Annotated in this window: 10 protein-coding genes; 9 read left to right on the forward strand and 1 reads right to left on the reverse strand. The window is 74.5% G+C overall.

What is annotated here, in order from left to right; translation table 11 throughout:
- The 7 genes from VE546_RS15810 to argF all read left to right on the forward strand — a co-directional run.
- The coding region (locus VE546_RS15810) for a DUF6099 family protein (RefSeq protein ID WP_324922735.1) at nt 1-351 on the forward strand (351 nt) is incomplete at its 5' end.
- Nucleotides 352-369: 18 nt separating this feature from the next.
- Nucleotides 370-1,293: an LLM class F420-dependent oxidoreductase gene (locus VE546_RS15815; RefSeq protein ID WP_324922737.1), complete on the forward strand. Its 924-nt coding sequence runs from the start codon at nt 370-372 to the stop codon at nt 1,291-1,293.
- A gap of 26 nt (nt 1,294-1,319) precedes the next feature.
- Entirely contained in the window at nt 1,320-2,270 is a 951-nt protein-coding gene (mmuM, locus tag VE546_RS15820; protein WP_324922738.1) for a homocysteine S-methyltransferase, read from the forward strand.
- Between the two features lie 43 nt (nt 2,271-2,313).
- On the forward strand, nt 2,314-3,813 hold the full coding sequence (locus VE546_RS15825) for a 3' terminal RNA ribose 2'-O-methyltransferase Hen1 (protein ID WP_324922739.1): 1,500 nt from the start codon (nt 2,314-2,316) through the stop codon (nt 3,811-3,813).
- Nucleotides 3,810-6,389: a polynucleotide kinase-phosphatase gene (locus tag VE546_RS15830; RefSeq protein ID WP_324922741.1), complete on the forward strand. Its 2,580-nt coding sequence runs from the start codon at nt 3,810-3,812 to the stop codon at nt 6,387-6,389. Before VE546_RS15825 ends, VE546_RS15830 begins: the two co-directional genes overlap by 4 nt.
- A gap of 146 nt (nt 6,390-6,535) precedes the next feature.
- Nucleotides 6,536-7,813, forward strand: a complete 1,278-nt coding sequence (locus tag VE546_RS15835) for an arginine deiminase (RefSeq protein WP_324922742.1) — start codon at nt 6,536-6,538, stop codon at nt 7,811-7,813.
- A 123-nt stretch (nt 7,814-7,936) separates the two neighbouring features.
- Entirely contained in the window at nt 7,937-8,941 is a 1,005-nt protein-coding gene (gene argF, locus VE546_RS15840; RefSeq protein WP_324922743.1) for an ornithine carbamoyltransferase, read from the forward strand.
- A gap of 54 nt (nt 8,942-8,995) precedes the next feature.
- Here argF and VE546_RS15845 read toward each other — a convergent pair whose 3' ends face one another.
- Nucleotides 8,996-11,413, reverse strand: coding sequence for an ATP-binding protein (locus VE546_RS15845; protein WP_324922744.1), 2,418 nt, complete (start codon nt 11,411-11,413; stop codon nt 8,996-8,998).
- A 168-nt stretch (nt 11,414-11,581) separates the two neighbouring features.
- On the opposite strand from VE546_RS15845, the gene VE546_RS15850 reads away from it, so the two are divergent.
- Both VE546_RS15850 and VE546_RS15855 read left to right on the forward strand, forming a co-directional pair.
- Entirely contained in the window at nt 11,582-12,235 is a 654-nt protein-coding gene (locus tag VE546_RS15850; RefSeq protein WP_324922746.1) for a pentapeptide repeat-containing protein, read from the forward strand.
- 148 nt (nt 12,236-12,383) lie between these two features.
- Entirely contained in the window at nt 12,384-12,995 is a 612-nt protein-coding gene (locus tag VE546_RS15855; protein WP_324922747.1) for an NAD(P)H-dependent oxidoreductase, read from the forward strand.
- Nucleotides 12,996-13,064: the final 69 nt, after the last annotated feature.

Consider the following 13,064-nt stretch of genomic DNA (forward strand, 5'->3'; position numbering starts at 1 on the left):
CACTCGCTGCGCGGGTCCGGGCAGCGGGCCGACGGGGCGCGTGCCGCGCGGCTGACGGGGATCCGCGATCCGCTCTCCGCGCTGCACGGTCTCGGCGGTCTGCTGAACGAGGCGTGGGGCGCGCTGGTGAGGGTGGCGGTCGAGACGGAGGAGGAAGGGCTCTACTGGAGGTGCATCGAGGGCATCGACGCCGCTGACGAGTGCGGGGACCGGGTGACGGAGATCATCAGGCGCCTCGCCCAGAGATCGCCGCCCGTCCCGGAGGCCCGCCCGCCCGGGCGGGCGGGCCTCCGGGACGGCCCCGGCACCGCGGAGGGCCGCCTTCCGGCGATGCGGGGTGAGTGCGGGTGACGGTGCAGGATAGGGAGCATGGATCTGCGTATTTTCACCGAACCGCAGCAGGGTGCCTCCTACGACACCCTGCTCGCGGTCGCCAAGGCCACCGAGGAGCTGGGTTTCGACGCCTTCTTCCGTTCCGACCACTACCTGAAGATGGGGGACGTCGACGGGCTCCCCGGCCCGACGGACGCCTGGACGACCCTGGCCGGACTGGCCCGTGAGACCCGGCGCATCCGGCTCGGCACCCTGATGACCTCGGCCACCTTCCGGCTGCCGGGCATCCTGGCCATCCAGGTCGCGCAGGTCGACGCCATGTCCGGCGGACGCGTCGAACTGGGCCTGGGCGCGGGTTGGTTCGAGGCCGAGCACACCGCCTACGGCATCCCCTTCCCCAGGGAGAAGTTCGACCGGCTCGAGGAACAGCTTGAGATCATCACCGGTCTGTGGGGGACCGAGGTCGGCAAGACCTTCAGCTACGAGGGCGTCCACTACCGGCTGGCCGACTCGCCCGCCCTCCCCAAGCCCGCGCAGGAGAAGGTGCCGGTGCTCATCGGCGGCCACGGCGCCAAGCGCACCCCGGCCCTGGCGGCGCGCTTCGCCGACGAGTTCAACATCCCCTTCGCCTCGATCGAGGACAGCGAGCGGCAGTTCGGCCGGGTGCGGGCGGCGGCCGAGGAGCACGGCCGCGCGGCCGACGACCTGATCTACTCCAACGCCCTGGTGGTCTGCGTCGGCCGGGACGACGCCGAGGTGGCGCGGCGCGCCGCGGCCATCGGCCGCGAGGTGGAGGAGTTGAAGGAGAACGGCCTGGCCGGATCCCCGGCCGAGGTGGTCGACAAGATCGGCCGCTACGCCGAGATCGGTTCCTCCCGGATCTACCTGCAGATCCTGGACCTGCACGACCTGGACCACCTGGAGCTGATCTCCTCCCGGGTGCAGAGCCAGCTCTCCTGAGCGCGGCGAGGCTGCCGGAGACCGCCATGAGCGTCCCGCCCGCACCCCCGCTCGCCGAGGCCCTCGCGCGCGGCCCGCTCGTCCTCGACGGAGGGCTGTCCAACCAGCTCCAGGCGCAGGGCTGCGACCTGTCCGACGCGTTGTGGTCGGCCCGGCTCCTGGCCGACGACCCCGCACAGATCCGGGCGGCCCACACCGCCTACCTGCGGGCGGGGGCGCGGGTGCTCATCACCGCCAGCTACCAGGCGTCCCACCGGGGCTTCGCCCGGCGCGGAGTGGACCGGGCCGGGACCGACGCCCTGCTGCGGCGCAGCGTGACCCTGGCCCGCGCGGCGGCCGACGGCGCGGCGGGGGAGCCGGTGTGGGTGGCCGCCTCGGTCGGCCCGTACGGGGCGGTGCTCGCGGACGGCAGTGAGTACCGCGGCCGGTACGGGCTGACCGTGGCCGAGCTGGAGCGCTTCCACCGCCCCCGGATCGAGGCGCTGGCCGCGGCCGGACCGGACGCGCTGGCGCTGGAGACCGTGCCGGACGCCGACGAGGCCGAGGCCATGCTGCGGGCCGCGGCGGGCTGCGGCGTGCCGGTGTGGCTGTCGTACACCGTCGCCGCCGACCGCACCCGCGCCGGGCAGTCCCTGGCGGACGCCTTCGCCCTGGCGGCGGGGAACGACCAGGTGATCGCGGTCGGCGTCAACTGCTGCGACCCGCGCGACGCCGGGCCGGCCGTGCGCCTGGCGGCCCGGGTCACCGGCAAGCCCGTGGTCGTCTACCCCAACAGCGGCGAACGCTGGGACGACCGGCGCGGCACCTGGGAGGGGGAGGCCGCCTACGACCCGGCCGCCGCGCGGGACTGGCTGCGCGACGGCGCCCGCCTGATCGGCGGCTGCTGCCGGGTGGGCCCGGAGGGGATCGCGCGGGTGGCCAGGGCGCTGGAGACGCCGGGGGCGCCGAGGGGTGCCGGGGCGCCGGGGGCGCCGTAAAACCGGTGGGCCCGTCCCCGCCCACCGGGCCATACTCGCTCGGGTGTTCCTGACGATGACCACCACCGGCAGCGCCGGGCGGCCCGCCACCGACCTGGGGTACCTGCTGCACAAACACCCCGACCGGGCGCAGGAGTTCTCCACCTCCTACGGCACCGCGCACGTCTTCTACCCCGAGGCCGGGGCCGAACGGTGCACCGCGGCGCTGCTGCTGGAGGTCGATCCCGTGGCGCTGGTCCGCCGCGGCCGGGGCCGGGGCAGCGGCGGCACGCCCGACTCCGCGCTGGCGCAGTACGTCAACGACCGGCCGTACGCCGCCTCCTCGCTGCTCGCCGTGGCCCTGGGCTCGGTGTTCTCCAGCGCGCTCAAGGGCCAGTGCCGGGCGAAGCCCGACCTGGCCGGGCGGAGGCTGCCGCTGCGGATCGAGGTGCCCGCGCTGCCCGCCCGCGGCGGGCCCGAGCTGGTGCGGCGGCTGTTCGAGCCGCTGGGCTGGGACGTCGGGGCCGAACCGGTGCCGCTGGACGCCCGCTTCCCCGACTGGGGCGACTCCCGCTACGTACGGCTGGTGCTCGACGGCGAGGTCCGGCTGGCCGACGCGCTGCGCCACCTGTACGTGCTGCTGCCGGTGCTGGACGACGCCAAGCACTACTGGGTGGCCCCGGACGAGGTGGACAAGCTGCTGCGCGCCGGGGAGGGCTGGCTGGAGCACCACCCCGAGCAGAAGCTGATCACCACCCGCTACCTCACCCGCCGCCACCGGCTCACCCGCGACGCGCTGGAGCGCCTGGAACTCGCCCGCCTCGCCGAGGCCGACGGCAGCGAGGCCGAGGAACTGGACAACGCCGTGGACGAGAACGCCGACACCGAGGAGCGTCCCGCCCCGCTGGCCGTCCGGCGCCGGGAGGCGATCCTCGCCGCGCTGCGCGAGACCGGCGCCGCCCGCGTCCTCGACCTGGGCTGCGGCCAGGGGCAGTTGGTGCAGGCCCTGCTGAAGGAGGGCCGCTGCACCGAGGTCGTGGGCATGGACGTGTCGGTGCGCGCCCTGCACGCGGCCCGGCGGCGGCTGCGTCCGGAGCGGATGTCCGAGCGGCAGGCGGCGCGCCTCACCCTCCTCCAGGGCTCCCTGGCCTACGTCGACCCCCGGCTGGCCGGCTACGACGCGGCGGTGCTCAGCGAGGTGATCGAGCACATCGACCCGCCGCGGCTGCCCGCCGCGGAGTACGCGGTCTTCGGCGCGGCCAGGCCGAAGGCGGTGGTCGTCACCACGCCCAACGCCGAGTACAACGTGCGCTGGGAGACCCTGCCCGCCGGTGCCGTACGCCACCACGACCACCGCTTCGAGTGGACGCGCGGGGAGTTCCGCGCCTGGGCCCGGGACGTCGCCGAACGGTACGGCTACACCGTGGAGTTCCGGCCCGTCGGGGACGACGACCCCGAGGTCGGCCCGCCCACCCAGCTCGCCCTGTTCCGCACCACCGACCGGACGGCACCGACCGCACCGACGACACCGACCGCACCGACCACGGGGGAGACGGCAGCATGACAGCCCGTACGACGGCGCTCGCCGTGCCCGACCTGTCCCTCGTCGTGCTGGTCGGCACCACCGGAGCGGGCAAGTCCACCTTCGCCCGGCGCCACTTCGAACCCACCCAGGTCGTCTCCTCCGACGTCTGCCGCGGACTGGTCGCCGACGACGAGAACGACCAGAGCGCCACGCCCGACGCCTTCGACGTGCTCCACTACATCGTGGGCAAGCGGCTGGCCGCCGGACGCCTGACCGTCGTCGACGCCACCAACGTCCAGACCGAGGCCCGCCGCCGACTGGTGGCCCTGGCCCGCGAACACGACGTGCTCCCCGTGGCGATCGTCCTCGACGTGCCCGAGAACGTCTGCGCCGAGCGCAACGCCGCCCGCCCCGACCGCGCGGACATGCCCGCCCACGTCATCCCGCGCCAGCGGCGCGAACTGCGCCGCTCCCTGCGCTCGCTGGAGCGCGAGGGCTTCCGCAAGGTGCACGTCCTGCGCGGGGTCGAGGAGGTGGAGACGGCCCGGATCGAGCTGGAGCGGCGCTACAACGACCTGCGGCACCTGACCGGCCCGTTCGACATCGTCGGCGACGTCCACGGCTGCCGCGCCGAACTGGAGACCCTGCTGGGCGAGAAGCTCGGCTACGCCATCGAGCGCGACGCGGCGGGACGCGCGGTGGACGCGCGCCACCCGGAGGGCCGCACCGCCGTCTTCGTCGGCGACCTCGTCGACCGCGGGCCGGACAGCCCCGGCGTGCTGCGGCTGGTGATGGGCATGGTCGCCGCCGGCCACGCCCTGTGCGTCCCCGGCAACCACGAGAACAAGCTCGGCCGGTACCTCAGGGGCCGTGCCGTCCGGCACACCCACGGGCTGGCCGAGACCGTCGAGCAGTTCCGGAAGGAGACCGCCGACGACCCGGAGTTCCCCGCCCGGGTGTCGGCGTTCATCGACTCCCTCGTCAGCCACTACGTGCTGGACGGCGGCGCGCTGGTCGTCTGTCACGCCGGGCTGCCCGAGAAGTACCACGGCCGCACCTCCGGACGGGTCCGCTCGCACGCGCTGTACGGCGACACCACCGGCGAGACGGACGAGTACGGCCTGCCCGTGCGCTACCCGTGGGCCGAGGACTACCGGGGCCGGGCGGCCGTGGTCTACGGCCACACCCCCACCCCGCGCGCCACCTGGCTGAACAACACCATCTGCCTGGACACCGGCTGCGTCTTCGGCGGGGCCCTGACCGCCCTGCGCTGGCCCGAGCGCGAACTGGTCGACACCCCCGCCGAGCGGGTCTGGTACGAGCCGGTGAAGCCGCTGACCGGCGACGCGCCCGGCGGGCACGAGGGCCGCCCACTGGCCCTGGCCGACGTGCACGGCCGCCGCGTGGTGGAGACCCGCCACGCGGGGCGCGTCGCGGTGCGCGAGGAGAACGCCGCCGCCGCGCTGGAGGTGATGAGCCGCTTCGCGACCGACCCGCGGCTGCTGCCGTACCTGCCGCCCACGATGGCGCCCTGCGCGACGTCCCGGGTGGAGGGCTACCTGGAGCACCCGGCCGAGGCGTTCGCCGCCTACCGCGCCGACGGCGTGGCGGAGGTGGTGTGCGAGGAGAAGCACATGGGCTCCCGCGCCGTCGTCCTGGTCTGCCGCGACGCCGGCGTGGCCGCCGAGCGCTTCGGCGTCTCCGGCGCCGTGACGGGCGCGCTCTACACCCGCACCGGACGGCCGTTCTTCGACGAGCAGGAGGTGACCGAGCAGGTGCTCGCCCGCGTCCGCGCCGCCGCCGACGGCGCCGGACTGTGGGAGGAGCTGGACACCGACTGGCTGCTGCTGGACGCCGAGCTGCTGCCCTGGTCGCTGAAGTCGGCCGGCCTGCTGCGCAGGCAGTACGCCGCGGTCGGCGCCGCTGCCGGGGCGGTCCTCCCCGGCGCGCTGGCCGCGCTCCGGGCCGCCGCGGACCGCGGGACACCGGTGGACGGACTGCTGGCGCGGCAGCGGGAGCGCGCGGCGGACGCGGCGGCGTTCACCGAGGCGTACGGCCGGTACTGCTGGCCGGTGGAGGGGCTGGAGGGGGTCCGCCTCGCGCCGTTCCAGATCCTGGCCGCGCGCGGGCGCAGCCTGGCCGCCGTACCGCACGACACCCAGCTCGCCTGGCTGGACCGGCTGGCCGACGCCGACCCCTCCGGCCTGCTGCGGCGCACCGGGCGCCTGGTGGTGGACACCGGCGACGAGGCGTCCGTCGCGGCGGGCACCGAGTGGTGGCTGGAGCTGACCGCGGCCGGCGGCGAGGGCATGGTCGTCAAGCCGCTCCGGGCGCTGGTGCGCGGCGCGGACGGGCGGCTGGTCCAGCCGGGGGTGAAGTGCCGCGGCCGCGAGTACCTGCGGATCGTCTACGGCCCGGAGTACACCCGCGAGGAGAACCTGCGGCGGCTGCGGGTGCGCCACCTGGGCCACAAGCGCTCGCTCGCCCTGCGCGAGTACGCCCTCGGCCTGGAGGCGCTGGACCGGCTGGCGGCGGGGGAGCCGCTGTGGCGGATCCACGAGGCGGTCTTCGCCGTCCTGGCGCTGGAGTCGGAGCCGGTCGACCCGCGGCTGTGACGCCGGCCGTGCCGCCGGCTGCGGCGCCTCCCGCGGCGCCCGCCGTGCCGCGGAAGGCCCGGCGGGCGCCGGAAACCGGGCGCCCGCCGGGCCGCCGGAGCCGCGGAACGGGTGTAGGCGGCGGCGTCCCGGCGAGGATTGAGGACATGGGATTCCACGTGGACTCCGAGACCGGGCGGCTGCGCCGCGTCATCCTGCACCGCCCCGACCTGGAACTGAAGCGGCTCACCCCGTCCAACCGGGACGCCCTGCTCTTCGACGACGTGCTGTGGGTGCAGCGGGCCCGCCAGGAGCACGACGGCTTCGCCGACGTGCTGCGCGACCGCGGCGTGGAGGTGCACCTGTTCGGCGACCTGCTGGCCGAGTCGCTGGAGCTCCCCGCCGCGCGCGCGTTCGTGCTGGACCGGACCTTCGACGAGAAGGAGTACGGACCCCTGGCCGCCGACCACCTGCGCGCCGTCTTCGACGGGATGTCCGGCCGCGAGCTGGCCGAGACGCTGGTGGGCGGCATGACCAAGCGGGAGTACCTGGAGCGGTACCCGGAGCCGGTCTCCGTCCGCTTCCACGTGATGGACCTGGACGACTTCCTGGTCGCCCCGCTGCCCAACCACCTGTTCACCCGCGACACCTCCGCCTGGATCTACGACGGGGTGTCCATCAACGCCATGCGCTGGCCCGCCCGCCAGCGCGAGACCGTCCACTTCGAGGCCATCTACCACCACCACCCCCTCTTCGCGGGCGCCGGCGGGGACACCGGCCCCGACGCGAACGACGGTGCCGGCGGGAGCGGCGGGCGGGGCTTCCACATCTGGTCCGAGGGCCAGGGCGCCTACCCCTCCACCATCGAGGGCGGGGACGTGCTGGTCCTCGGCAGCGGCGCGGTGCTCATCGGGATGAGCGAGCGCACCACCCCGCAGGCGGTGGAGATGCTCGCCCGCGGCCTGTTCGCGGCGGGCTCGGCCCGTACGATCGTGGCGCTGGACATGCCCAAGAGCCGCGCCTTCATGCACCTGGACACCGTGATGACGATGGTCGACGGCGACACCTTCACCCAGTACGCGGGCCTGGGCATGCTGCGCTCCTACACGATCGAGCCGGGCGTGGAGGAGACGGACCTGAAGGTCACCGACCACCCGCCCGAGCACATGCACCGCGCCATCGCCGCCGCGCTCGGGCTGGACGACATCCGGGTCCTCACCGCCACCCAGGACGTGCACGCCGCCGAGCGCGAGCAGTGGGACGACGGCTGCAACGTGCTGGCCGTCGAGCCGGGCGTGGTCATCGCCTACGAGCGCAACGTCACCACCAACACCCACCTGCGCAAGTGCGGGATCGAGGTCATCACGATCCCCGGCAGCGAGCTGGGCCGGGGCCGGGGCGGACCGCGCTGCATGAGCTGCCCGGTCGAGCGCGACGCGGCGTAGGCCGGGCGGCCCCGCCCCCTGGCTGCATAGTGATGCGGACCGTCGTATAGACTTCCGGTCTTCCCGTCGTACGTGCCCGTGCGCGGCCCGTACGCGACAGCACCAGGACCCTAGGAGTCTTCCATGGCGATCGATCTCACGGGCCGCCACTTCCTCAAGGAGCTGGACTTCACCCCCGAGGAGTTCCGCCACCTGATCGGCCTGGCCGCCGAGCTGAAGGCGGCCAGGCGGGCGGGCACCGAGGAGCAGCGGCTGCGCGGGAGGAACATCGCGCTGATCTTCGAGAAGACCTCCACCCGCACCCGCTGCGCCTTCGAGGTCGCCGCCGCCCACCAGGGCGCCCACACCACCTACCTCGACCCGGCCGGTTCCCAGATCGGCCACAAGGAGTCGGTGAGGGACACCGCCCGGGTGCTGGGGCGGATGTACGACGCCATCGAGTACCGCGGCAGCGGCCAGGAGATCGTCGAGGAACTGGCCGCCCACGCCGGGGTCCCCGTCTACAACGGCCTCACCGACCAGTGGCACCCCACCCAGATGCTCGCCGACGTGCTCACCATGACCGAGCACAGCGACAAGCCCCTGACGGAGATCTCCTACGCCTACCTCGGCGACGCCCGCAACAACATGGGCAACTCCTACCTCGTCACCGGCGCCCTGCTGGGCATGGACGTCCGCATCGCCGCACCCCGGAGCCTGTGGCCCGAGGAGGACGTGATCGCCGCGGCCCGCTCCCTGGCCGGGACCACCGGCGCCCGCGTCACCCTCACCGAGGAGGTCGGGGAGGGCGTGCGCGGCGCGGACTTCGTCGCCACCGACGTGTGGGTGTCGATGGGCGAGCCCAAGGAGGTCTGGGACGAGCGGATCGCGCTGCTGAAGCCGTACGCCGTCACCATGGACGTCCTGCGCGCCACCGGCAACCCGGACGTGCGGTTCCTGCACTGCCTGCCCGCCTTCCACGACCTGGGCACGGCCGTCGGCCGGGAGATCCACCAGCGGCACGGCCTGGAGTCCCTGGAGGTGACGGACGAGGTGTTCGAGTCGGAGCACTCGGTCGTCTTCGACGAGGCGGAGAACCGCATGCACACCATCAAGGCCGTCCTGGTCGCCACCCTCGCGGGCGCCTGACCGCGGCCGACCGCCGGGGCCGGCCGCCCGCCCGGAGGGGGAACGGCACCGCTCTCATGGCCTGCCGAAGAGCCTGCGGAGGCGCCCTCCGGGACGTCCCCCGCGGAACGGGCCCGTCCCGCGGAGCCTGTGCACGTCCCGTTCGGCGTTCTCCGCGGCCACCGCGTCCCCCGCCTCGGTGTAGGCCGACACGGCCTCCTGCCGCGCCGCGACGGCTCCCTCGAAGTCTCCGGAGGACAGGAGGGACGCGCTCATCTCCTCCAGGTGCCGGCCGACCCGGCGCGGGTCGCCGGCGCTCCGGGCGCAGTCGATCCCCTCCCGGTGGGCCTCCACCGACTCCCGGTGCCTCCCGAGCCGCCGCAGCGCCGTCCCCACGCTCAGCAGCGCATCGCCCAGCTCCCGCACGGCACCGCACTCCCGGTAGAGGGAGGCGGACTCCCGGGAGGCTGCCAGCGCCTCCTCGTGGCGGTCCGTGGCGGCGTACGACACGGCGATGTTGACCAGCGACTGCGCCTGCTCGTACGCGTCGCCGATGTCACGGCTGATGCGCAGGGCGCGCTGGAACTCCGGCACCGCCTCCGCGTGCCTCCCGAGCTGGAGGAGCGAGGCGCCGAGGTTGTTGAGGACCATGGCGAGGCCCTGCGGGTCGGTGTGGTCGGGGAGGCGGCTCAGCGCGGCGACGGCGGCGCGCCGGGCGGACAGCGACTCCTCGAGGCGGTTCGTCAGCAGCAGCGCGCTGCCCAGGTTCGTCAGGGCCGCTCCCTCACCCCGCGGATCGCCCAGCTCGCGGAAGATGTCGATGGCCTGCCGGAAGGCGTGGACGGCCTCCTCGTACCGCCCCAGGTTGTCGAGCCCGAGCCCGAGGTTGTTCAGCGCGCGCCCCGCGAGCGCGCGGTCGCCGACGCCCAGGAAGATCTCCGCCGCGGCCTCGCACGAGCGGACGCACCCCTCGTACTGCCCCGCCCCGTTCTGCGCCAGCCCCAGATTCGTCAGGACCCGGGCCTCGCCGTGCCGGTCACCGAGTCGGCGCGCCGCCTCCAGGGCCACCGGGGCGAGGTCGATCAGCATGGTGAACAGGCGCTTCCGCTGCAGGTAGTGGACCAGGGCGACATGCAGCCCCAGCGCGACGGCGGGACGGTCGCCGTCCGCCATGCGCACGGTGCCGACGAGGTTCGGCAGCTCGGCGTCGAACCACGCGAGGGCGTCCTCGCGGTCGCGGAAGACCGTGCCGGGAGGAGCGGTCCGGGAGGGGTCCACGTGCTCGGCGGCGGCCCGGGCGGTGGCGGAGTAGTGGTCCAGGAGCCGGCCGACCGCCGCCTCCCGGCCGTCGGCGGACGCCAGGTCGCGGCCCTGCTCCGTCGCGTACAGCCGTACCAGGTCGTGCATCGCCCACCTGCCGTCGGCGGCCGAGGCGTCGAGGAGGTGCGCCCGCGCGAGCGCGTCGAGCAGCCGGCGGCAGTGGCGGGGCTCCAGGCCCGCGGTGGCGGCTGCGGCCTCGGTCGAGACGTCGGGGCCCGGATTGACGGAGAGCAGACGGAACAGCCTCGCCTGGTCCGACGGCAGATTGCGGTAGGAGAGTTCGAACGCCGCTCTGACGGCCATGTCCTCGTAGCGCATCTCGTCCAGGCGCGTGTGCTCGCTCCTGAGGTCGTCGACCACCGTGCGCAGACCGCGCCGCGGGCGCTCCGACAGCAGTGCGGCCACGACCTCGACGGCCAAGGGAAGCCCTCCGCACAGCCGCGCGATCTCGTGCGCGCCCTCGGGATCGTCCCGTACCCGGGTGTCCTCCTCGCCCAGCGCCAGGCGGATGCGGCGGTCGAGCAGCTCCACGCTCGCGCCGGGGCTCAGGGTGGGCAGGTCCAGCAGGCGCGCGCCGATGTCCGCCAGGGTGTGCCGGGAAGTGACGAGCGCCCGCGTCACCGGGTCCCCGGGCAGCAGGGGGCGGACCTGTTCGGAGGAGGACGCGTTGTCGATCACGACCAGGACGCCGCGGCCGGCCCGCGCGTAGGCGTCCAGCACGGACCGGTAGAGCCGTTCCCGGCCCTGGAGGTCAGGGGGGACGTGCTCGGCGGGGACTCCCACGGCGCGCAGGAAACCGTCCAGGGCGGTGGCGGGCCCGACCCGCAGCCGCTCGTCGTAGCCGAAGAGGTCGGCGAACAGCACCCCGCCCGGGAACCAGCCCCTCTCGCGCGCCGCGTGCGCCGCCTGCAGGGCCAGTTCGGTCTTGCCGACGCCTCCCATGCCGGACACCGCGGAGATCTGCACGACGCCTCCTCGGGGACCGGACGGGCCCAGCAGTGCCAGCAGTTCGTCGAGGACGGCGGCCCGGCCGGTGAACGTGGGCGAGATCCTGGGCAGTCCGCCCAGCGCCAGGGGGATCTCGGCGGGCAACTGGAAGGTGATGTCGCCCCGGAGACTTCCCACCTGGACGACGGGGCCGAAGAAGTTGCCGCCGCTGATCTCATTCCGCATCCGCTGCCTGCCCGATCCCCGCTCGACAGTCGTCGTCCTCGACGGACGATACGCGGGCGCGGGGACCGCCCGTGCCGGTTCGCCCGAAAAGACCGGCGCTCCCCCCTCCCGTTGTCAGTGGCCGGGCCTAGAGTGCGCGCGACGTCCCCGCCGACCGGAAGGCCCGCCATGCCCGCTCCCCGCGAACTCGCCGACCTGCCGTACGCGGAGTACCTCCAGCCGTTCCGCGGACGGCTGGAGAGCGAAGGGACGTACGACACCGTCCACTTCGACGGGAACGGTTTCGAGGACGCCGACTGCGGCGGCGCCCGCTTCATGGAGTGCGCCTTCTCCTCGGTGAGCTTCACCGGCGGGCACTACCGGCGGACGCGGTTCAACGACGTGTGGCTGCACACCGTCCGCTGGGTGGGGGCGGACCTGGCCGAGACCGAATGGCTGGACGCCGAGATCACGTCCGGGGCGTTCGCCGGGGTGGAGGCGTTCAGCACACGGATGCGCCGCGTCACCTTCTCCCACTGCAAGTTCGACTCGGTCAACCTCCGCGCCGCCGCGCTGCGGGACGTCCGCTTCGCGGACTGCCTGCTGCGCGACGTGGACTTCGGCGGCGCGACCCTGACCGGCGTCGCGTTCCCGGGCTCGACCCTGGACGGAGTGCGGCTGGACGACGTGCGGATGACGGAGGTCGATCTGCGCGACGCCGCCGCGCTGGGGATCACGTCGGGACACGACCGGCTGAGGGGCGCGGTCATCGGCAGCCCCCAACTGCTGGACCTCGCCCCCGTCCTCGCCCAGGTGCTCGGCATCGAGGTGCGGGACCGCTGAGGCCGTACGGCGGGCCGCGGCTGCCCGGCTCCCCGGCTTCCGGCGCGGAGCGCGGGGCAGCCGCGAGATCCGGTCTGGCGGCCGCCAGACCGGATCTCGCGCCTCCCGGGTGAAGGACCCGATCCCAGGCCGACCCCAGGAGGTGGCGATGCACACCGATGAGCCCACCGCCCCGCTGCGCGTCGCGGTCATCATCGGCAGCACCCGCGAGGGCCGGGTGGGGGACGCCGTCGGCCGCTGGTTCACGGACCGGGCGCGGGGGCGGGACGACATCGAACTGGACGTCGTCGACCTCGCCGGGTTCGCCTTCCCCGCCCGCCACCCCGGCCGGGCCACGCCGCAGATGGCCGCGTTCACCGCCAGGATCGAACGGGCGGACGCCTTCGTGGTGGTGACCCCCGAGTACAACCGCAGCTTCCCGGCGTCCCTGAAGCAGGCCGTCGACTACGCCTACGACGAGTGGCGGGCCAAGCCGGTCGGCTTCGTCTCCTACGGCGGCCGCTGCGAGGGCAGGCACGCGGTGGAGCACCTGCGCTCGGTCTTCACCGAGCTGCACACCGTGACGGTGCGCGACGGGGTCGGCCTCAACGTCCTGGACGCCGGATTCGGCCCCGGCCCCGGTGGCGGCGGCGCCGGCCCGCTCCCGGCGCCGGAGGGCGCGGAGGGACCGGAGAGGGCGGTCGCGGCCATGCTCGACCAGCTCGTCTGGTGGGGCCGCGCGCTGCGCGACGCCCGCACCGTACGTCCCTATGTGTGCTGATGTGTCTGCTGGTATGTCCGCCGGCGGCGCGACCGGTCCCGGCCGGAGCGATGAGTCCGGCGGGCCCGG

Source organism: Streptomyces sp., from assembly GCF_035644915.1.
In the GTDB taxonomy this organism is placed as follows: Bacteria; Actinomycetota; Actinomycetes; order Streptomycetales; family Streptomycetaceae; genus Streptomyces.